The sequence below is a fragment of the Nocardia arseniciresistens genome, assembly GCF_046764875.1.
GTDB lineage: Bacteria > Actinomycetota > Actinomycetes > Mycobacteriales > Mycobacteriaceae > Nocardia > Nocardia arseniciresistens.
Genome location: NZ_JBKORD010000013.1, coordinates 201,949 through 222,483, shown reverse-complemented (window position 1 = coordinate 222,483; position 20,535 = coordinate 201,949). Strand labels below are relative to the sequence as shown.

The window sequence follows — 20,535 nt, the reverse complement described above, 5'->3', positions numbered from 1 at the left end:
TAACCACAGTGTTCGAACCCGTCGCGGTGGTCGGCCGAAGCTGTGTGCTGCCCGACGCACTGACGCCCGATTCGTTCTGGCACAACATCGTCACCGGCCGACTCAGCGTCTCGTTGGCGACGGCGGAGCGATGGCGATTGCCGAGCGAGGCCATGGCGCACATCGTCGGGCCCTCGGCCCCGGTTCACAGCGCTGCCGGCGGCTACGTGCACGGCTTCGACGATATTTTTCGACCGGATGGCTTCCGGGTCGGTCGCGAGGAGATCGCAGCGCTCGACCCCGCGTTCCGCTGGGTGCTCCACGGCGTGCGCGAAGCCCTGCGGGAAGCCGGCGAAGACCGGCCCCGTGACCGGACGGGCCTGGTTCTGGGAAATTTGTCCATGCCAACCGACGGGTTGGTCCGGTATGCAGAAAGCGTGTGGCTTGCCGAGCAACCCGCGCAGTTGCGCACGGCGCTGCCCGGCTCCCCGGCAGCCCGCGACAGATTCTCCTCGGCCATGCCCGCGCACTTCGCCGCCGCCGCCCTGGGACTCGGCGGCGGTGCGTTCGCGCTGGATGCGGCGTGCGCATCCGCGTTGTATGCGATCAAGCTCGCCTGCGACCGGCTCCACGCCCGCACCGCGGACATGATGGTGGCCGGTGCGGTGAACCGCGTCGACGATCTCGCGGTGCACCTGGCGTTCAGCGCCCTCGGCGCGCTCAGCCCCACCGGCCGTAGCAGGCCGTTCGACCGTGGCGCCGATGGCCTGGTGCCGGCCGAGGGCTGCGGGTTCGTGGCGCTCATGCGACTGTCCGATGCGCTGGCGGCGGACATGCGGATATTCGGGGTGATCCGCGGGATCGGCCTGTCGAACGATGGCCGCGGCGCCGGGCTCCTCGTGCCGTCGCAGGCCGGGCAGCTCGAGGCGATACGGCAGGCCCACACCATGGCCGGAGTCGCACCGGAGTCGGTGTCGCTGCTGGAATGTCACGCCACTGGTACGCCGCTGGGCGACGCGACCGAGGTGCGTGCGATGGCCGATGTGTTCGGAAACGCCGCGGACCTTCCGATCGGTTCGGTGAAGTCCAATACGGGACATCTGGTTACCGCCGCCGGCGTGGCCGGGCTGCTCAAAGTCCTGGGCGCGTTCGACGCCGGCGTCCGACCGCCAACCCTCTCGGCCGAGGAACCTGTGACGGTTCTCCGCGGCACGACCCTGCGGCTGCTCCATGAAGCCGAGCCCTGGGACGGCCCGCGGCGTGCCGGAATCAGCGCCTTCGGCTTCGGTGGCAACAATGCCCACCTCGTGATCGATCCTGGTCCGGGAGACAGCGCCGCGGCACTTGCCCCGCCACCGGCGCCTCCCATGCCCGCCGCTACGGCAGTGGCGATCGTCGCGATCGGCGCTCGGGTCGGGACCTGCCGCAGCTATGCCGAATTCCGCGAGAGCCTGCTGGGTGGCACATGGCATGCCGAGCCTGCCGCGGACTACGACGTGGCGCTGGATGGCCTCCGCACGCCGCCGGCCGATCTGCGACAGGCACTCGGCCAGCAGGTCGCCGTCCTCGAGGCGGCTCGGGAGGCCGCCAGCCGCGTCGCCCTGCCCCAGGAACGAACGACTGTGCTGATCGGGATGGGCTGTGACGCAGAGGTCGCCCGTCATCCAGCGCGTATTCGCGTCGCCGCGCACCATGTAGCCGACGCACGGGATGGTGTCGCGGACGCATTTGCCGCGCCGCTAACGGCGCCCGCTGTGTTGGGCACGATGCCCAATATCGTCGCCAACCGGATCAACTCCCAGCTCGACCTGCGCGGGCCCGGCTTCACGGTCTCGGCCGAGGAAGCCTCCGGAATCGTGGCACTGGAGCTGGGCTGCCGTGCCCTGCGGGACGGTTCGGCCGACGCCGTGCTCGTCGGAGCGGTAGATCTCTCGCACGAACCCGTCCATCGCAGCTCGGCGACAGCAGTGGGCGTCGACGCCGCCCCCGGCGATGCGGCAATCGTGCTCGTCCTCAAGCGAGCCGCCGATGCCCGCAACGACGGCGACGAGGTACTTGCCCTCGTCGCTGATCCCGGTGACGTGAGCGAACTGATTGTCGGGGACGCACCGGCAGACGACGCCGCAGGATGCGAAAGATTCGATCCGGCAACGCTTTTCGGTGCCCCCCATGCCGCGAAGGGCCTGCTTGCCGTTGCCTGCGCCACCGTCGCGCTGCGCCATGGCGCCGTGCCTCGTGCGGGGCGTGCGGCGGACCCGTCGCTGGGAATCCGGCACGCAACGGTCGCCGTCCGGACGCTCGGTGCCGCCCCCGCCGTGACCGCGCTGATCGCTGCTGAGATAGCACCGTGGAGCACGGAACCCACAGTGCGTCATCATGTCTACTCCGGCGCGGACGCCGCGAGCGTGCTCGCCGCCGCCCGCGCCGGAACCGAAGGTGACCACGGTCCGGCCCGGCTGGTCGTATCCGCCGTGGACGCGGACCAGCTGTCCACCCGCCTGGCAGCCGCGACGCGCTGGCTCGCGGGACGGGGGGTGCGTCCGGAGGGTGTCGCCTTCCGGGACCGGGCGGTCGAAGGTGAGGTCGCGTTCGTCTACACCAACGGTTCCGCGTGTTACCCCCGGATGGGACGCGACGTGCTGCTGGCTTTTCCGGAGATAGTCGATCGCCTCGAACGCCGCTGCGGTCCGCTCCGCGACTTCGCCGGCTGGGCCTACACCGGCACCGGGACCGACGTGCCGCATGTGCTCAACCAGATCTGGGGTGCCTCCCTGCTGGGTCAGCTCCACACGGAGCTGACCCGCGGCATCCTCGGCCTCGAACCGGCGGCGGTGCTGGGCTATTCGTCTGGAGAGACCACCTCCCTCGTCGCGATGGGCGCATGGGGCGAGGTGCCGCGACTGGTTGCCGATGCCCACCGGTCACCGCTGTTCACCCGAGAGGTAGCGGGCAACCTCGACGTCGTGCGCAGTGCCTGGCGCGAACGTGGTATCGACGACGGTCGGTGGACCAGTTTTCTGGTCAGCGCCGACGTGCAGGCCGTGCGCGCGGCACTGGGTGACGAGCCCACCGTTCGCCTCATGGCGATAAGTGCACCGCAGGCATGTGTGATCGGCGGGGAGGCCGAGGGCTGTGCCCGCGTGCTGTCCCGGCTCGGAGAGGTCCATGCACTCGCACTCGGGTACGACATCGCCGTCCATATTCCGGAAGTAGAACGGGTCCGGGACGCCTGGTGGCGGCTGCACGACCGGCCGACCACGCAGTTGCCCGATGTTCGCTTCTATTCCTGTGCGACCTCGTCGTCCTACGTCGTGTCCCGGACGTCCGCCGCAGACGCCATCACCGAACAGGCCGTGCGGACCATCGATTTCGTTGCCACGGTGGAGAAAGCATGGGCCGACGGGGTTCGGGTGTTCATCGAGCACGGTCCACGCGCGCTGTGCACCGGCTGGATCTCCCAGATCCTCGGTGATCGGGAACATCTGACCGTGGCGTTGGATTCCGCCGACGGACGAGGACAGCGCAGCATGGTCCGGGCGGTCGCCGAATTGCGCTCCGCCGGAATCGATCTGCGCTACGATGACCTGCTCGAGCGGCTCGGCGCACGCGACTCCCGGCCCCAGCCCGTGGGTCGGACTGTCCGCGTGGCCGCGCACTGGCCGAGCGTCGCACTGCCTGACCTATTCCCCGCGGAGGCGATGGCCCCCGCACCGGCCCTACCGCCGGTGAGTTTCGCTCCTACGATCGTGCGGCCGGTCGCTTCCACCCACCCCTTGCCGGCGGTTTCCGCCGCGGCCGAGGTCTCGCTCGTTCCGGTCTCCGATCCGCCGCCGAACACGCTGTTTTCGGACATTGTGCGAGCACACCGGCGCTTTCTCGAGGACCAGGCCGTAATGCACCGGCGCTATCTGGTGGTAATCACGCAAGCACAGCACCTCTTGCTGAGCCCGGTATCGACCGGTGCCCAGACGGTAGTGTCGGCCGAGGGGGCCGTCCCGGTTGCGCTGCGGCGGCTGCCGTCGTTGGACCGCGCCCAGCTGGAAGCGCTTGCGACGGGACCGATCTCGGCGGTTCTGGGACCGTTCTTCCGGGCACAGGATGAATTTCGGCGGCAGGTGCGGATGCCAGCGCCACCGATGCTGCTCGCCGACCGGGTCACCGGGATCGAGGCCGAGCAGGGGCGTCTCGGCACAGGATCGATTCACACCGAGACCGATGTCACCGCCGACAGCTGGTACCTCGACCCGGCCGGCCGCATGCCCGCGAGCCTGATGATCGAGGCTGGTCAGGCGGATCTGTTGCTCATCAGTTGGATGGGGATCGACCTGCTCAACCGAGGTGAGCGCGTGTACCGGCTACTCGGTTGTGAGGTCACCTTCCACGGCAGTCCGCCGGTCCCCGGACAGACTCTGACGTTCGATATCGACATCGACGGTCATGGGGAACACACAGGCATGCGCCTGTTCTTCTTCCGTTATGACTGCTATGTCGAGGGCGAACTCCGCCTGAGTGTCCGCGGCGGCCAGGCCGGCTTTTTCAGCGACGCCGAGCTCGCGGCTAGTGGCGGCGTGTTGTGGGATCCGCGGTCCGACGCGCCGGACCGCGCCCGTCCATGCGATCCGCCGATGCTGGAGACCGCGGCCGGCGCCTTTTCCGCCGACCAGGTCGCCGCGTTCGCGGCCGGGCGGCCGGGTCTGTGTTTCGGCCCCGGGTGGCGTCGTACCCGGGCGCATGTGCGCACCCCACGCATCGCCGATGGACGCATGCTGTTCCTTCGCGAGATCACCGAGTTCGCGCCCGGCGGCGGGCCGTGGGAGCGGGGATATCTGCGAGCCTCTGCTCCGGTGGCGCCGGACGACTGGTACTTCGACGGCCATTTCGAGAATGATCCGTGCATGCCCGGCACCCTAATGCTCGAGGGCTGCCTACAGGCGATGGCCTTCTACCTGGCCGCGCTCGGCCATACGATAGACACCGACGGGTACCGTTTCGAGCCGGTGACCGATATTGCGGTGCCGATGCGGTGCCGTGGCCAGGTCACCCCGGACAGCCGGGAAATTGTCTACGAGGTGTTCGTCGCGGAGGTCCGTGCCGGTGCCGAGCCCACGCTGACAGCCGATGTGCTGTGCACCGTCGACGGGGTCAGGGCATTTCACGCTCGCCGCGTTGGACTCCGCTTGGTGCCGGACTGGCCGCTGGCCCAACTCGTGCCGATGGCGGCCGAGAATCGGGATTCCGATGCGGTCGTCGCTGATCGAGCGGCCCTGTTGGCCTCGGCCCTTGGCCGGCCGAGCGCGGCGTTCGGCCCGATGTATGTCACATTCGACGGCACCCGTCGCGCGGCCCGCCTGCCGGGACCGCCATACCAATTCGTATCCAGGATCGTCTCGGTCGACGCGCCGGCGGGGGCGATGCGGGTGGGCACCCGGGCGGTCGCTGAATACGACGTGCCACCGGACGCTTGGTATTGGCAGGCCAACGGCTACCCGGTGATGCCGGTGTCGGTGCTGATGGAGGTCGCACTGCAGCCGTGCGGCTGGCTGGCCTCCTACGCGGGCTGCGCGTTGTCCACTGCGGAGGACGTGCTTTTCCGCAACCTCGATGGCACCGCCACCGTACTGGCCGAGGTGACACCGATGACCGGGATCGTGCGGACGACGGCCACCCTCCGCGACATCTCGACGCACGCCGGTATGATCGTCGTCGCGTTCGATGTGGAGTCCGACGCGGCCGGTAAGCAGATTCTGTCCGCATCGACAGTGTTCGGGTTCTTCCCGCGGCGTGCCTTCACTGATCAGGTCGGGCTACCGGCAACGGATGCGGAACGCGCCGGTCTGGCCGCCGCCGATGATCCGGTGATCGACGCGGACACACTGCCCCCGTCCGAACCGACACTGCGCATGTGGGACCGGATAACCGGGTACTACCCGAATGGCGGGCCCGCAGGGCTCGGCCGAATCGTCGCGGTCAAGCAGATCACCGGTGGTGAATGGTACTTCCGCGCGCATTTCTTCCAGGACCCGGTGCAACCGGGCTCACTCGGTGTCGAAGCCATGGTCCGGTTGCTGCAGTTCGTGCTCCGGGACAGCGGCCTGGCTGCCGGAATGCGCTTCGAGTCGGTGGCCCTCGGTGAACGTCTGTCCTGGAAGTACCGCGGGCAGGTCACCCCGGACAATGAACTCGTGACGATCGAGCTCACGGTGACGCGCATCGAGCGGACCGGCGCCACCTGCCTTGCCGTCGCGGACGCCGCACTGTGGGTCGACGGGACCAAGATCTACCGGGTTCCGAATCTGTCGGTCCGGTTGGTGGCGGCGGATCCATACTCGACGGAGGAGGTTCTCGACCCGATCGTCGACGACTGGGTGTCAGACCATCGTCCTACCTGGACCGTGCCCGCACTTCCGCTCATGTCGACCATGGACAGAATGGTCGCGGCGGGTCGTCGGGTGGGAACCGTAGGCGCGCTGCGCGAACTGCGGCTGCAGCGGTGGATTCCGGTGCCGGGCCCGACGACGTTGCGCACCGAGGTGAAGCGGACCGGCGAGGGATTCGCCGTGACGACCTCGGTGTGGCGTGCGGTGAGGGATCCGCGTCTGTCCAGATTCGAGCGGACTGCTACCGCGATTCTCGTCCCATCCCACACGGCGCCCCGGCCGGACCCGTGGCCGGACCCCGCCGACCTGCACCCCGAACCTGATCCGTACGCCTCGGGCACGCTGAGCCACGGCCCACGTTTCCGGTATCTCGTCTCGCTGCGCTCGGGTGCGACGGCGGCGGTCGGCATTCTGGATGCGGCCCGCGGTAGCGTTCCTCGCGGCGAGCTACATCAGGGGCTCCTCGACGCGTGCACCCACGTCATTCCGCACGCCGAACTCTGGCGCTGGTCGCCGGACATTCATCGCGGTCACGTCGGATACCCGCACCGCATCACGGTGCTCGACCTGTACGAGTCCCTGCCGGAACACGGTACCGTGACCGTCCGAGCCCGTTTCGCCGGATTCGAGGCCGACGACCCTATACATCCCGCCTTCGACGTGCAGGTATGTCGGGACGACCGGGTCCTCGTCGCATTCCATCTGGTCGACGCGCTCGTACCAACCGGGCCCATGGCGGCACTTGATCATGCGCAGCGCCGGGCATTCCTGCGTGACCGGGTGTTCGTCGCCGGCGCCGGTCTCTCCCGAACCGACAATGGGGTGACCCGATTGACTCGTGCCCAGGTGGACGAGCTCGACTGGCTCCCCGGCACCGTCGCCGAGATCTACGCCCTCAGCGGTACGGACCGACTTGCGCAGATCGCAATGAAAGACCATATCGGCCGTCGGCTCGGCGTCCACCCCAGCAAGATCCACGCTGACGTCGGCGGATCCCGTGCCCGTTTCGGTGACGGCGAATATCCGTTGACGGTAACCGTCCTGGGCACGTCCGTGGTAGTTCGAGACGCATGAGGCCTGTCGGAAAAGCAGGCCGGGTCCGATGAAATATCGATCTCGACTGTGGTAGTCCGGCGCCAACGGCACAGCCGAAGGCATCGAAGCTCCTGGTGAATGTTCTTGCGCCGCTTCGATATCGAGCACATGTTCCGAATGCTCGAACAAACCCACGGCTGGAACCCGACCCGCCTGCACAATCCTGACGCGGCCGATCGTTGGACCTGGCTGGTCCTAGTGGCCTAAACGCAACTGCGTCCGGCTCGGGCCTCAGCCGCCGACCCGCTCTCGTAGTGGCGAAATCCGTTGCGCTACATCGGCTTACGCCCGCCGCGTTAGGCGGGGGTCGCTGACACAGCAGTCTGCCTCCGATGCACTAGTGGATTGTTGGGCGGCCGCCGACGCCCACGCCGCCGACCCGGAATGTACGCGATCGAGCGCCACGTCGTGCCTTGTCGGGGGCATGAACCTACGGCAGCGGCAACCAGACCAGAACGGTCACGCAACCGACCATCCCACATGTGCAGGTAGAACAGATCGAGGCAGTCGGTGCGTAGACGGCGCAGGCTCGCCTCGACCGAGGCGATCACGCTCTTGCGTCTGGGCTCAGTTCGTTCCGGTCAGGATGCCAATCCTTAGCTATATCAGGATGGTTGGTCGCCAAGTCATTGATCCCAGGCTGGACTCGCTTGCCTGTGCAAATCGTGCAGCCACGGCCAGAGGTTCGATGTGCTGGGGTGGCTGGCCATTCGTGCATCCGCCCGTCCTTGGCCCTGTGGCACCACCAAACCTTCATGCTAGATCCGGTGCCCAAGGATGCGAGCTCGATCGTGTTGTATCGCGGATGGTACTGAGCTGCGATGTCTGGGTGAGTGTCAACCAAGTACGAACGAGGTTGCCGACCAAGGTGTCGCCGGGCTCGGATAAAAGGGTGTGGTGGCGCTGCCTTCAAGGCCACGAATACGAGAACACGATCTCGAAGCGGACGATAGGCGGCAGGGGTTGCGTCGTCGGGGCAGGTCAAACAGTTCTGAAGGGACATAATGATCTCGCGACACTGAACCTCGTCCTCGCTGCCGACTGGCATCCCAATTTCAACGGCGAACTCACAGCGGCTGACGTGACTGCCGGCACCGGACGCCTCATCTGGTGGCTCGGCAAATGCGGGCATCCGTACATCGCTACCGTCGACCAGCGCCGCCGAGGGAGCGGGTGCGCGGTCTGCGCTGGTCACCAAGTACTACCAGGAGTGAATGACCTTGCCACGACTCATTCTGCTATCGCCGCAGAGTGGTCGCGCACGGAACTCGGGAGGGTAGGGGCGGGGCACGGCGTTCAGCCTTTCGTAAAGGCTGTCAGTTAGCCACTGGAACCGGAACCCAAGGGATGGGGCAGGTCAGCCAAAGAGCGGACAGCGTTGCCGTCCTTGTGGTGCGTGACGAGGGTGGTCGTATGACAACTTCGAACAAGGCCGCTACTCGATGGGGCGAGCTTCATGTGCGTGGCGTCCGTCGTGACCCGCCCGATGCCGAGACGATCGCGACGGTACTCATCGAACTCGCACGACAGCAGACGGCCGACCACCCCAGTGCCTATAACGATCCAGCGGCAATCAACGACAAGAGTTCACCGCTACCGCCGATGTCCGCCGACCGGCTTCCGCCACGGCGGGCACGTCGACTCGATCAGGACCAAGTTCGGGTCCTGATCCAGGGCTATATTGCGGGCGCGACGACATATGAGCTGGGAGACAGGTTTGGTATCGACCACCGAACCGTCGGCGCGATCCTCCATCGGCACAACATTCCGATGCGGCGGCGTGGCCTATCCCCCGGACACGTTGACGAAGCAATCGACCTTTACAACCGAGGCTGGTCCCTCGTCCGAGTCGCCCGAAACCTCGCCGTCGATCCGGTCACTGTGCTAAATCGGCTGCGCGAACGCGGCGTCCGTACCCGCGACACCCACGGACGAGCCCGGTCCTGATGTCCACAGAATCGCAAGCAAACCCACACACTCAGTCAGCCAGCCGAACACCAACAACTCCTGACCCGATCAACACCAGGCGAAAGCAAAACACCCTGCAGGAATAGAACACGAAAACGGGCCACTGAACAAGGAAAATCCATAGAAGAGCGGGCCCTACATCCGTGAGGGGCTCGATATAAAGTCCCTGATCAATGCCACTATCGAACCAAAAAGTGGAGCTAAGGGGACTCGAACCCCTGACCCTCACACTGCCAGTGTCGCAAGGACTTTCCAGCGGTGGGCTCCCGTCCATCCAGTCCAGGTCAGAGTCGTCGACGTGGGTCATCACCGCTGCCAGCCCCTCGAAATCGCCCGGCCTCTCCTCGCTTTGGGACGACAGAAGGTGAGCATGCCAGGAACGAATCGCACCCGCGACGGTCGGATGGTCAGGCCCCGACCTCAACGCCGGAACAACGACAGTCCGAAACCTGTTTGCCTGGATTAGGTCGCTACCCCAGTGGATGGGTTCAGGGCTCGACCTCCTGTACTGCGACCTCGGCTCGCACGTCGAGGATCGCGAGGAGGACCATCCGGCACACCGCCATGCCTGACAGGTGTCCGTGCAACGTCAACACGGTGCGCGCTTCGGCTCGCCGACATTCCTGGACGAGATTGACGAACGCCGGGGGCAGTGTCCCGTTCTGTGGTGAGGGCTCGTGAAACACGGCGCCCAGCGCATACCCCAGCGAGCAGGCGACGGTCCGCAGTCTGTTTTCGCTCGAATTCGGGTCGCGGAGCAAATCGTCGCGCAAGTATCCGTAGGCAAGAGGTAAGAGAGTAGTCATCGGATGATCCGGCTTCCGGTTGGCCGGCGATAGGAGGTTACCTCTGGCAGCCGGACGGGTCTGTTCATCGCAGCGCGTCATGTGCGCCCCTGTGTGCTGTCGGCTCGGCGTGCAGTCGAGCTCGGCGTGTCGCATTCCTGCGTATTGAGTTTTCCGAATGACGTCGACTCGAGGTAACTGTCATGTCGACAACTATCGGTCAGTGCGATCGCGGCCCCACCGAGCGCCGTTGCTCAAATCGGATGCACGCCGTTGTGCACCGCAGGGGCCGTAATCGGTCTCTCACCTACTGGTCTTCACCGACCTATTGGCAGGTTACGAAAGGGGCACGGTGTCTTCCTTGTTGTGATCGGTATCAGTACGCTGTTTCAACGTTATGAGCGCGGCTGCGCTCGTTCGACCTTGTCCGCGCATGTGATGCACGGATTCGCGCAAGCTGATGGAGGGCTGCTCATGGCAGTTCCTGAGCCGTACCTCGTGGAGGGAGCCGACACCGCCGCTGTCTCGGCCCGCGAGTCCGCCGACTTCTGGGCTGAGCACATCTTGCGTAATCAGGGCACCCTGCGGTTCAGTTTCGGCAGTGCGCCGACATTCCACGGCAGCACGATGGTCCAACACTATGCGGACTACCAATTGATCGGCTTTCGGTCCGACAGCATCACCTACTCACGAACGCGCACAGATATCCGCCGGGATGACGATGCGAGCCTGCGCATGGTCGTTCCAACCGGGGGCGCAATGAATTTTCGACAAGACGACAGCGCGGTTGCGGTCTTGCCCGGATGGGGCGTACTGGTCACGAAAGCCCGCCCGTTCGATTTCGCACAAACGCAGCGCGCACAAGGATGGGTGATGAAGATCCCCGCTGGTGCGCTGCCTCTCGACGACGGCACCGGGCCTGCGCTGATCGACCTGAGGCAGGGCCTGGGATCGGTCGCGTCGGGCATGATCGGCGAGCTCAGCAAGCAGCGCAAGATCCTCGATGGGCTCGGCTTCGCTACCACGTGCGACGTGACGATTGATCTGCTCAGACTGTGCCTGCGCTCCGGCGAGAAATTACCGACCACTCTGGCAGCGGTCGACGCCGCGGTCCGTGACTACATTCGCCGACACGCCACAGACCCCGAACTCACCCCGACAATGATCGCGCATAACCTCGGTTGGTCCCTGCGACAGGTCCAACTGGCACTGCACGGCACAGGTGCGACACCGAGTCAACTGATCCGCATCGAGCGGCTCGACCGGGCACGCCGCTTCCTCCGCGAGGCTTCTGCCGACCGCACTGTCGCCGAGATCGCGTACGCCAGTGGTTTCACCTCGCTCAGTGCCTTCGGCGCCTCCTTCAAGGGGCAGTTCGGATTGACACCGCAGGAAGCACGCATCCGCTGAACAGCGCCACCTGCACCCGGCGTTCGGAGTCAAGTGGATGTTCTTGCCGCTCAGTTCATACGCCGCGTTGTGCTGCCACAAGGGACTCCTTTCTGGTCCTATCGGACCATGCTCAGAGCCCTCCGAGAAAGCGGGGGACCCTCAATGATCCAGCGCCCGTACATGTGGACACGGGGTGAACAGCCGCGTACGCTCGCCCAGCTCGCCACAATTTTGAAGCGAAACCGTGGGGTAAACGCGGGGTTGCCTCAGAAAACGCAAATCAGGCCCGGTATGATACCGGGCCTGACCTGTGTAAACGGGCGGAGTCTAGTCGTACCAACCGACACCAGCACCGCGATCGAGGTCGGCGGGCGGCGAACGTGCAGAAGATCTTGCGCCATAGTTCGATCTCGGTGACCACGGGTATCTACCTGGAGGTGATCGAGGCCGTGAAGCGTGACGCCCTGGATTCGATGGACACCCTGTTCGACTCGGTCGACGACAGCGCTGGGTGAACTGTCGTCGATAACTCCGATGTGCATGGTTCTCCTTATTCGTGCGATGAACGACCGCTGGCCGAGCAGAGTTCGGCGGCGATACGGAATAGTCGGACGCGTTCCGATTGCCGATGCTGTTGATCGTCTTGCTGATCGAGCGCGCGACGGTAGATCTGCCGCGTCATGCGGTCGGCGGCGTCGGCTGAACCGAGCATGAGGTGGCAGAACAGCCACAGCTGTCGGTGAAGCTCCTTGTCGTGCTGGGTGATCTTTTCCGGTTCGGACATGCCGTTGGCCGTGTCAGAGCCCAAACAGTGGAAACAGTCCTGCGCCGTGGAAAGCGACGATCCGGCCGACGCCCTCGGTTGTGAGCGTCAGGACGTGCAGCGCGTGTGGGTGCCGTGCGCCGTCGCGGCCTCCGGCGTACACCGCGAAGGCGGGTTGTCCGTTGGCGGAGGTGGCGACCAGCGTGGCTGGCCCGATCACTCGCATCTGTTTGGCCAGAAAGGCGAGGATGGTGTCGCGGCCTTCGAACCAAGTCGCGATCGGCGGCATTTCCCATCTGGCGTCCTCGGTCAATACCGCGACGAGTTGATCGACGTCCGCGGTTTCGAAGGCGGTGACGTATCGGTCGAGCAGGGCCCGCTGCTGTGGCTCGGCCGGTTCGGTCAGGTCGTCTTGGCCGAGCGGGACCCGGGCTCGGGCGCGCTGGAGTGCGCTGTTGACGGCCGCTGTGGTCATTCCCAGCAGTTGCGCTACCTCGGCGGTACGCCATTGCAGCACGTCGCGGAGAATCAGCACGGCGCGCTGTCGCGGCGGCAGCTGCTGGAGCGCTCCCACCAGCGCGAGCCGCATAGTCTGTCGTTCCACCACAACCGTCGCCGGATCGGCCGGTGTGGCGGTGAACAGGAAATCGGGTATCGGCTGGAGCCACGGCACCTCCCGAGCTTGTGCGCCGAGCGCCGCATCCAGATCTGTCTGGGCGGCGCCGAGATCCGCGGGCAGAGGCCTGCGTCTACTTTTTTCCAGCGCCTTGAAACACGCCCGGGTCGCAATACGGTACAGCCAGGTACGCAGCGACGACCGCCCCTCGAACCCGTCGTACGCGCGCCAGGCATCGAGGTAGACGTCTTGCACCACTTCTTCTGCCTCGTCGACCGAGCCGAGCATGCGGTAGCAGTAGGCGAGCAACTCACGCCGGAACGGTTCGCTCAGCCTTCCGAAATCCTTGCCGGCCTTGGCTTCAGTCAGTGCATGATCCGCCAATTCTGTGGTGACGGCGTGGTCGGTCGGTGTGACGACCGGGGCCGGGCTGTTCATCGTGATGTCCCTTGTGAGAAGGAATTCGGATCAACGGACGGCGATGTCAGCCATGTCGATGGCAACGAAGACGATCTGGTCCCCGCCCATGTCGGCGTAGGCCTGTCGGGTGGCGGGGATCATGATGCCGTCGACGTCGCGGTAGTCGGTGGCGTACAGCTGTGACTCGACGGTGTGGCCGACGATGTCGATGGTGAAGTCGTGGCGGCGCAGCAGCCCGTCCGGGCCGAAGCAGAAGACCTGCGTGCGGGTGTGGCTCTTGATGTGGTCGGGGAATGTCACTTTCAGTCGCCGCCATGTTTCGCCGTCGACGTCGATCGGGGCGATCTCCTCGCAGACGAACCCCGGCCAGGTGAACAGGAACGGCGTATTCAGGTACGTCCAGAGTGCTTCCCCGGTGAAGTACGCGAGATGCAGGTCGTCCCACAGTGTCTCGAATTGGTGGCCGTCGAACGACCGCTCCGGGTCGTCGCGTGCCTCGACCACCGTGCCGATCGGCTGTTGCAGGACGACCCTGTCGGGCTCGAAGATCGACCGTCGGTCCTGGCCGACGAAGTCCATGGTCAACCGCTCCCGCGTGGTGTCAACTTCGAAGCGAATGTTCGTGAGCGTGTCGGCCTTGCCCTTGATCTGCCAGAAGGCCCCGGTGACAGCGGCGTCGACGGCGATCGTGTGGATCCGGTTCCACCGGTCCATGCCGCCGTGCGCGGCGACAGCGCTCGCGAGTAGATCGTTCATTGCCTTTGCTCCTCTGTAGGATGTCGCGGCCCCCGATCCGGCGGCCGCGGCGAGTCGGGGTCAGTCGACGATGATTCCGCCGGTCAGATTGGCGACGGTGCCGGTCATCGCGGATGCCCGGTCGGAGGCGAGGAATACTGCCGCCGCCGTGAGTTCCGCCAGGGTGGTCAAGCGTTTGCGATGGGTCATCGCACTCGCCATTTCGATCATTTGATCCTTCGTGACACCGATCGCATCCGCGTGCAGCCCGTACACGGTGTGGATGACTGGTGTCTCCACCATGCCCGTAGTGCGCAGGCAGATCGCGCGAACACCGTGCTGCGCCCATTCGGCCGACAACGCTCGGTTCAGACCTTCCATCGCCGCCCAGCCGACGCTCATGCCGCCCACCAGGGGCATGGGCAGGCGGGCCGGTTCGGGTGTGTGCATCATGATCACCCCTGACTGCCGGGGGATCATGTGCCGCGCGCCAGATTTCGCGGTGATGAAATGAGCCTGGGCATACGTGGTGATCGGGCGCAAAAAATTCTCGACCGGCAGTTCGGTGAGCGGGATGCCCTGCAATCCCACCGGCGAGATTCCGATCGCGTTGAACGACACGTCGATGCTGCCCGCGCCGGCGACGACCGCGTCCAGGTGCTCGGTCACGACTTCCTCGTCCCTGGCGTCCACCACAGCGGTCTGGGCCTTTCCGCCCGTGGCGGAGATCTCCTTGGCGACCGTGTCGATGACGTCGAGATTTCGCCCGGTCAGGAACACTGTCGCGCCTTCGTGAGCGAAACCGCGGGCCACCGCGCTGCCGACCGCGCCGCCCGCGCCGTAGACGACGACATTCTTGTTCTCCAGCAACATGATCTTCTCTTTCTGGTTGTTCACGCCATCGCGTGAAGTCCGTGTCCGGTGAGCTGGTAAACCCGGTGCTCGTCCTGGTGGCCGGTGTCCTGGCACAGCCGCGCGATCTCGGCGCCGACGATGGCCGGCGTGAGCACCGGTTGCAGTGCCGCCGCGAATGTGTCGGTGTCGATTCCCTGCCGCTGGGCGTATGCGGCGACCCCGGCGGCACCGAGTTCGGTGGCAGGTGTCAGTTGCGGCAGCACGGTGGCGAAGCCGATGCCGAGCTGGGCGCGGCGGGATTCATCGGCGGCGTATCCGGCGAGAAAGCGGATCATCGCCTTTGCGCCCGAGTATCCGCCGCTGAGCGGTGAGCCCCGCAGGGCAGCGCCGCTGGATATCGCCACCACCAGGCTGCCTGGCGTCAACGGGTGCTGCAGTGCCGCGCGGATCCAATGGAAAGCGTGTTGGGTGTCGACCTGCCAGTTGCGGCTGAACGATTCCCACGACTGTTCCTGTACCGGGCCGATGGCGGGCGTCGCGCCCGCGTTGAGCACGAGCAACGTCGGTTGGTGTTGCTCGATCAGAGTGCGGGCGGTCTCTGCGTCGGTCGCGTCGGCGACCACTGGGACGAACGCCGCACCCAAATGCCGGTGCACGTCCGCCAATGCGTCGGCGGTGCGCGCAACGCCGACGACCTGATGACCTTGGTCGATCAGCACGGCGGCGATCGCCGATCCGAAGCCGCGGCTGGCTCCGGTGACCACCGCCGTGGTCTGTAACTGGTGCGATGAGCTCATACCTATATAGAGGCGAGCTCACCGCAAAAATCATCGCTGGGGCTCGGTTCGGGTTGCTGACAGGGATTCGTCGAACAACCTCAGCGCCATCACGCCATCCGCGGCGGTGCCGCCCGCCCACACCGCCGCGGCGACCATCGCGACCCCAGCGGTCTGCGCATAGTCCGCGCCGGCGGCCAGATCGAGCTGGACGGCCAGGGCTATGTGGTGCCCGATCGCCCAATTCGGGTTAACCAGGTACCTGACCTTATTGGCCGCATCCACACCAGCCCACGGGACTTCGGCTCCATGAGCAGTCCTCCCCCTGTAGGCACCCGACACCGACATCACATCGACGACGAAAGAGTGGGGTAACCGTGGGGCCAGCTCGAGTCTGCGCCCACACCCGCGAACCACCACCAAACGATACGCAACCTGCACCACCAGTTACCTCGAACGCGCGGTAAGTAGGCTCCCCTCTCGTGTCAAGGCGCGGGTGACCAGAACGCCACTGAGGACCAGATCTTCTGCATCCATCGAGGCCACTAGCCACACCGCTATCGGGGCCGGCGGGGCCGGTCAACACCGCCCCGCCCGTCTCGGCCGCAACCGATGCACCACTGCACACGAATTCGAACGTCCCGACTTCGAACATCGACACAACCGCCGGGCCAGCCTTGCTGACGCGGTGTCGATAAGAACGTGTCGAAGGCATGAAGCTGCGACGGTGGCATGCCACCCGAACGCACATCCGGAAATGCCGCGAACCGGTCGGTTCGGAAACGTGAAGATCGTTGGGCAACTCAGGATCTCGTGCCGAGGCCGGACTCTGCCCTGGCGACTCACCCGCCCATGTAGTTCGCGGGGAACTGCTGCGACACGGTGCCGCAGGGAACCGGCCGCACTGCTTCACACGGCGTCGGCAGACGGTTGATCAGGGCTGACCGGTGACGAACGCCTGTACAGCGTTGAAGAACTCCGGGCCGCCCATGATCGAACCTCCGACGGTTCCGCCGACCAGCACACCCAAGGGAATGCTGACGCCCCAGATCAGGAACAGGCATGCTCCGAGGAGGCCACCCACGATGGCGCCGCCGACGACGCCGGGCATGTTCTTGTTGATCTGCTCCACGAGCCGGTCGTAGGAGCTGATGTCCTTCACTTGCGCAACACCTTCCACGGGTGGCGTCAGCGTCAAGGTACGGCCGTCGGCGGCTATGTGGTGCGCCATGGTGATCGAGCGGCCGTCGGCGGCGTACGACCGCGGCACTTCCAGGACCGCCGCTCCGTCGCTCGTCTCGAGCATCACCGCGCCGTTGCCCGCGAGTTCGAAGCTGCCGTTCTCTACGGTGGCGGTGACGACCTCGTCCGCCGGCGAAACGACGATCCGGTAGCCGATCCCGTTATCGACGCCCGAAATTGTTGCTTCCCAGCGGGTTTCGGTCGGTGCGGCGGGTCCTGCGTGGGCGGTTGCCATCGTGACGGCCATGGCCGAGGCTGTCACGAGAACAGCAGCGGTCGTTTTTCCGAGCTTCATTCTTCGAACCCCTCTACTCAGGAAACTCTGATAGGCGGATCGGTCGGACCGCGAGCGGTCGTCGGTGTAGTGCAGGAGTGTAGCCAGAAGGTACGGGGTTCCGGATCGGCAGCATGGTCGAGTCATGAAGTCAGCACGATGTCCCACTCGCCGACGCTGAGTTCGTACCGCTACCGCAGGTACCCAGGTTGATCGTATGCGCGCTTGAACGTAGAGAAGGGGTTGATCTTGCCGCGCTCGAGCCCGACCTGCTCCAGAACTCGCGGTCGACGCCGTTGTCCCAGTACCCGTCCACCCCCGGGGCAACAGCGCTTCCAGGGCGTCGAGCGATGCTCGGATGAAATCCCAGGAGACCCCCGGTGCGTAGGTGGCGACACCCGCCAATTCCGCTGCCCTTCCGCCGGTGCCGCCGTCGATCCAGGTGCTTCAGACGACGATTGCGGCACCACAGATCCCGCAGGACTCGAACTGCTTGCGACCCCAGCGCAGCACCGGGATGAGGAAGATCGTGAGCTGCGTGTACTCGCGCAGCCGGATCCACTGCGTGGTGTTGTGGCAGCGCGGGCAGGTCCGGGTCCCGCCCGGGCCGAGAAGCTTCTGCTTGCGGCCGTATCCGAAGAGGAGGAACACCCCTCTCAGCGTAGCCGGGGCGCGGGCAGCGCTCGCGGCCCGCGGGCTTGTGCGCTCAATCTCCCCAGTGGTCACCGCCACCAGGTCGGGGGTGTGCTGGCCTGGTCGGCCGGGAAGGGGGCGGCTAGTTTGCATGCCGCGCTGACAAATTGACGGGTGGTCTGCTCGCGGCTACGAGAACGCACTCGTAATGCCGCGACCCGTGCGGTTCGAAACGGCCACGGGATACGCCCGAAGATCAACGGGCCGTGATCATCTCAGCCTCGGCAACGCATCATCATGCCGATTTCAGTACGTCTGTCCAAGGACGGTCGCATTGATATGAACGATGTCACCGCCCTCGGCAGGACCTCTACATCTCTGACTCCCGACCTCCATAAGTGAACCGAATCGGAGGTAAGTGTTCGGAAATCGCCTGTAAGGCTTGCGATTCGGCGAGAATCGTGTGGTGATGAAGAGGGAGGGTGGGTGAGAAGATGCCACTCGACGTATGGCAGTACGACCTGATCCGCGGCAACTCCTCGCGGGCTGTCGATGAGGTCGGGACATGACCGTGCTGGCGATACCGCATCCCCACTACGGACTGGACCTCAACAGCGCTAAGTCGCGGTACAGCCGGTCCTACCTGTATTCGGTGTGCTCTCAGGCTGGATGCGCTGTGAAGGAGACGGCGCGGGACTCCGACGTTCACGCCACCGATGCCACTGTTGTGTTCGAGGAGGGTGACGTTCGCGTCCAGCTGAAGTGCTCCAGCACCCATCGGTCTCAGATTCGGTTTCCGCTCGAGCCGCAATGGATTGAAAAGTGGAAGAAATACCAAGGGACCATGTTCGTCGTCCTTGTTGTTGTTCCCGAGGAGAAGGCTGACTGGGTGATTTCCGTGCATTCGGTCCTGGTCGGGGAACAGGTCAGGGTGGGGCGTAAGGAGCTGGGGCGAGTGCCCCCCGCTAATCCAAGTTTCGACACGGTAAGCGGTCGTGCACCGTGTTCGTCCCTGACATCATCTAGCCTACATCCGGCAGGTGGCGTCGGAACCACGTCGTCAGGCCGGCGTCCACCTCCCGGGCCGCTGGCAGCTGTGGCGCGGGGTCGATGCCGGGCTCGTCGGCGAGGGGATGGGCCAAACCAGGGATCGACAACAGTTCGGACCCTTTCCCTAATGCGTCGACGAGGTGGAACGCGTCGGCACGTAACGCCGGGTGATCCAGCTCGCCGCTGACGACCAGCAGCGGCGCTCGACCGGCGATGGCGCCGGCCTTGGCGACGAAATCCATGCTGTCGGCGGCTTTCTCGGACTCGGCGTCATACGGGTAGTCGCCTGGAAAAAGGTCGACGACGGACCGCACCCGGATGGCGGCGTTCACGACAGCACCAGCGAAGACCGGGATCTCGGTGTCGGCAAGAATCCGCAGCGCGACGGCACCGCCCAGCGACCCGCCCAGCACGCCGATCGGGCCGTCGTCGACCGGCAGTTGTGCACGGATCGAGGCCAGCGCGGCCGGGAACTCCTCGGCCGCCTTTCGGGCGAACGGGTATAGAAAGGACATCAGGACGTCTTCGCGGATCAACTCCAAACCGGCGTCCATGCTGCCGTCGACCATGCGCGCCCCGCACATCGGCATGCCGAGGTGCACCCGCCACGCGGGCAGGTCGTTCATTGGCAACGCGGCAGCGAACGCCGCGTCCGACCTCGGTGCGTCCAGCATGTGCCAGGTGACGATCAGCGGCGCGCGGCTGTGGTCGACTGGAGGCAACGCGGTGAACGGTACGCCAGCGGCTGTGCCTGTGATCGGTGAGTGCATGCGGCCACGGTAAATCTACGGCTGCGTGCTCGGAGCCGGTTTCGCCACCAGCGGAAGATGTTGCGTAGCCTTCGAATTCGAAGGCATGGAATCACACGGCAAGAGAGCGCGCCCTGGACCATCCGAAGCTGGGGGCCGAAACGCAGAGGTGACACCGTTTCGGATGGCATAGCTGCCATCGCTTTGCCGCGGTCGGCGCACGGAACGTCCTGTAACTAGCTGCTGATCGGTTGTTGCACAATGTATCCGGCCGGTCAACCCGAACCACGCACATGCCGATGTGCGCGTTTGCTTCGGAGGTCTCCGGGCGGTAGTTGCGTCCGGCGTCCTGGCGATTCAGTCCAAGTGGGTCCGGCACTAGGGAATCGCCTGATGGCCACCAAGACCGCAACGAACGGTTCACGCAATGTCACTTCCGAAATCGCCTATCTCGCAAGAGCACTCAAAGCGCCGACGCTGGGCAGCGCGGTTGAGCGACTGGCTGAACGCGCCCGATCGGAGAACTGGAGCCACGAGGAGTTCCTGGCCGCCTGCCTGCAACGCGAGGTTCCTGCACCGATATCTATAGCGGCGAAGTTGTCGCTTCGGCCGAGCGGGAGTCGACCGTATTCCACCGAGCGTTCCAGTACCTGGACCATCCGGGTGAATCGATCAGGCAGATGCAGAATCAAATAGGCGAGAGCCTGATTCGGATCATCGAACCGAAGGTCATCGCAGCGTTTCAGAACCGCCGGAAACTGAGTCAACACCAGACGTGCCTGTCCGGGATCCTCACCCACATACCACCGAACCGTCGTCTCAACAG

Annotated in this window: 16 protein-coding genes and 2 pseudogenes; 6 read left to right on the top strand and 12 right to left on the bottom strand. The window is 65.3% G+C overall.

Features of this window, described 5'->3' with window-relative positions:
- Positions 1-8 precede the first annotated feature (8 nt).
- Positions 9-7,430, top strand: a complete 7,422-nt coding sequence (locus tag ACLMAJ_RS24520; protein WP_412016160.1) for a beta-ketoacyl synthase N-terminal-like domain-containing protein — start codon at positions 9-11, stop codon at positions 7,428-7,430.
- Between the two features lie 317 nt (positions 7,431-7,747).
- On the opposite strand, the gene ACLMAJ_RS24515 is transcribed toward ACLMAJ_RS24520, so the two are convergent.
- Together ACLMAJ_RS24515 and ACLMAJ_RS24510 are read right to left on the bottom strand one after the other, a co-directional pair.
- The gene (locus ACLMAJ_RS24515; RefSeq protein ID WP_412016159.1) at positions 7,748-8,002 is read right to left on the bottom strand and encodes an aldo/keto reductase; all 255 of its coding nucleotides are present in this window, start codon (positions 8,000-8,002) and stop codon (positions 7,748-7,750) included.
- Positions 7,999-8,370 carry a zinc-ribbon domain-containing protein gene (locus ACLMAJ_RS24510; RefSeq protein WP_412016158.1) on the bottom strand — a complete coding sequence of 124 codons (372 nt, stop codon included), beginning with the start codon at positions 8,368-8,370 and terminating at the stop codon, positions 7,999-8,001. Before ACLMAJ_RS24510 ends, ACLMAJ_RS24515 begins: the two co-directional genes overlap by 4 nt.
- Here ACLMAJ_RS24510 and ACLMAJ_RS24505 point away from each other — a divergent pair.
- Together ACLMAJ_RS24505 and ACLMAJ_RS24500 are read left to right on the top strand one after the other, a co-directional pair.
- On the top strand, positions 8,257-8,775 hold the full coding sequence (locus ACLMAJ_RS24505) for a zinc-ribbon domain-containing protein (RefSeq protein WP_412016157.1): 519 nt from the start codon (positions 8,257-8,259) through the stop codon (positions 8,773-8,775). The genes ACLMAJ_RS24510 and ACLMAJ_RS24505 overlap by 114 nt on opposite strands.
- A gap of 89 nt (positions 8,776-8,864) precedes the next feature.
- A complete protein-coding gene (locus ACLMAJ_RS24500) occupies positions 8,865-9,398 on the top strand; it encodes a hypothetical protein (RefSeq protein ID WP_412016156.1) in 534 nt (177 codons plus the stop codon).
- A gap of 509 nt (positions 9,399-9,907) precedes the next feature.
- Here the strand turns inward: ACLMAJ_RS24500 and ACLMAJ_RS24495 are convergent.
- A complete protein-coding gene (locus ACLMAJ_RS24495; protein ID WP_412016155.1) occupies positions 9,908-10,225 on the bottom strand; it encodes a hypothetical protein in 318 nt (105 codons plus the stop codon).
- A 453-nt stretch (positions 10,226-10,678) separates the two neighbouring features.
- Here ACLMAJ_RS24495 and ACLMAJ_RS24490 point away from each other — a divergent pair, with 453 nt between their 5' ends.
- On the top strand, positions 10,679-11,614 hold the full coding sequence (locus ACLMAJ_RS24490) for a helix-turn-helix domain-containing protein (protein ID WP_412016154.1): 936 nt from the start codon (positions 10,679-10,681) through the stop codon (positions 11,612-11,614).
- A gap of 532 nt (positions 11,615-12,146) precedes the next feature.
- Here ACLMAJ_RS24490 and ACLMAJ_RS24485 read toward each other — a convergent pair.
- The 8 genes from ACLMAJ_RS24485 to ACLMAJ_RS24450 all read right to left on the bottom strand — a co-directional run bounded on the left by ACLMAJ_RS24485 (position 12,147) and on the right by ACLMAJ_RS24450 (position 17,928).
- On the bottom strand, positions 12,147-12,380 hold the full coding sequence (locus tag ACLMAJ_RS24485) for a hypothetical protein (protein ID WP_412016153.1): 234 nt from the start codon (positions 12,378-12,380) through the stop codon (positions 12,147-12,149).
- A 13-nt stretch (positions 12,381-12,393) separates the two neighbouring features.
- Positions 12,394-13,413 carry a sigma-70 family RNA polymerase sigma factor gene (locus ACLMAJ_RS24480; RefSeq protein WP_412016152.1) on the bottom strand — a complete coding sequence of 340 codons (1,020 nt, stop codon included), beginning with the start codon at positions 13,411-13,413 and terminating at the stop codon, positions 12,394-12,396.
- Positions 13,414-13,443: 30 nt separating this feature from the next.
- Positions 13,444-14,151, bottom strand: a complete 708-nt coding sequence (locus ACLMAJ_RS24475) for a hypothetical protein (RefSeq protein WP_412016151.1) — start codon at positions 14,149-14,151, stop codon at positions 13,444-13,446.
- A 60-nt stretch (positions 14,152-14,211) separates the two neighbouring features.
- Positions 14,212-15,027, bottom strand: a complete 816-nt coding sequence (locus ACLMAJ_RS24470; protein WP_412016150.1) for an SDR family NAD(P)-dependent oxidoreductase — start codon at positions 15,025-15,027, stop codon at positions 14,212-14,214.
- Positions 15,024-15,782: an SDR family oxidoreductase gene (locus ACLMAJ_RS24465; RefSeq protein ID WP_412016149.1), complete on the bottom strand. Its 759-nt coding sequence runs from the start codon at positions 15,780-15,782 to the stop codon at positions 15,024-15,026. Before ACLMAJ_RS24465 ends, ACLMAJ_RS24470 begins: the two co-directional genes overlap by 4 nt.
- 30 nt (positions 15,783-15,812) lie before the next feature.
- The gene (locus tag ACLMAJ_RS24460) at positions 15,813-16,046 is read right to left on the bottom strand and encodes a hypothetical protein (RefSeq protein ID WP_412016148.1); all 234 of its coding nucleotides are present in this window, start codon (positions 16,044-16,046) and stop codon (positions 15,813-15,815) included.
- A gap of 649 nt (positions 16,047-16,695) precedes the next feature.
- On the bottom strand, positions 16,696-17,298 hold the full coding sequence (locus tag ACLMAJ_RS24455; protein WP_412016147.1) for a DUF8020 domain-containing protein: 603 nt from the start codon (positions 17,296-17,298) through the stop codon (positions 16,696-16,698).
- 426 nt (positions 17,299-17,724) lie between these two features.
- Positions 17,725-17,928, bottom strand: coding sequence for a zinc-ribbon domain-containing protein (locus ACLMAJ_RS24450; RefSeq protein ID WP_412016146.1), 204 nt, complete (start codon positions 17,926-17,928; stop codon positions 17,725-17,727).
- A gap of 547 nt (positions 17,929-18,475) precedes the next feature.
- Between ACLMAJ_RS24450 and ACLMAJ_RS24445 the strand changes: the two are divergent.
- Positions 18,476-18,790: pseudogene (locus ACLMAJ_RS24445) on the top strand (DUF4365 domain-containing protein); the annotation flags it as partial.
- Positions 18,791-18,932: 142 nt separating this feature from the next.
- Here ACLMAJ_RS24445 and ACLMAJ_RS24440 read toward each other — a convergent pair.
- Positions 18,933-19,730, bottom strand: coding sequence for an alpha/beta hydrolase family protein (locus tag ACLMAJ_RS24440; protein WP_412016145.1), 798 nt, complete (start codon positions 19,728-19,730; stop codon positions 18,933-18,935).
- Between the two features lie 372 nt (positions 19,731-20,102).
- Between ACLMAJ_RS24440 and ACLMAJ_RS24435 the strand changes: the two are divergent.
- A pseudogene (locus ACLMAJ_RS24435) lies at positions 20,103-20,285 on the top strand (IS21-like element ISAau2 family helper ATPase IstB); the annotation flags it as partial.
- Positions 20,286-20,535: the final 250 nt, after the last annotated feature.

Coding starts and splice junctions, on each gene's coding strand:
- ACLMAJ_RS24505 (WP_412016157.1), top strand. CDS start 8,257: ATGGTACTGAGCTGCGATGTCTGGGTGAGTGTCAACCAAGTACGAACG.
- ACLMAJ_RS24500 (WP_412016156.1), top strand. CDS start 8,865: ATGACAACTTCGAACAAGGCCGCTACTCGATGGGGCGAGCTTCATGTG.
- ACLMAJ_RS24495 (WP_412016155.1), bottom strand. CDS start 10,225: ATGACTACTCTCTTACCTCTTGCCTACGGATACTTGCGCGACGATTTG.
- ACLMAJ_RS24490 (WP_412016154.1), top strand. CDS start 10,679: ATGGCAGTTCCTGAGCCGTACCTCGTGGAGGGAGCCGACACCGCCGCT.
- ACLMAJ_RS24485 (WP_412016153.1), bottom strand. CDS start 12,380: ATGTCCGAACCGGAAAAGATCACCCAGCACGACAAGGAGCTTCACCGA.
- ACLMAJ_RS24480 (WP_412016152.1), bottom strand. CDS start 13,413: ATGAACAGCCCGGCCCCGGTCGTCACACCGACCGACCACGCCGTCACC.
- ACLMAJ_RS24475 (WP_412016151.1), bottom strand. CDS start 14,151: ATGAACGATCTACTCGCGAGCGCTGTCGCCGCGCACGGCGGCATGGAC.
- ACLMAJ_RS24465 (WP_412016149.1), bottom strand. CDS start 15,782: ATGAGCTCATCGCACCAGTTACAGACCACGGCGGTGGTCACCGGAGCC.
- ACLMAJ_RS24455 (WP_412016147.1), bottom strand. CDS start 17,298: ATGAAGCTCGGAAAAACGACCGCTGCTGTTCTCGTGACAGCCTCGGCC.
- ACLMAJ_RS24440 (WP_412016145.1), bottom strand. CDS start 19,730: ATGCACTCACCGATCACAGGCACAGCCGCTGGCGTACCGTTCACCGCG.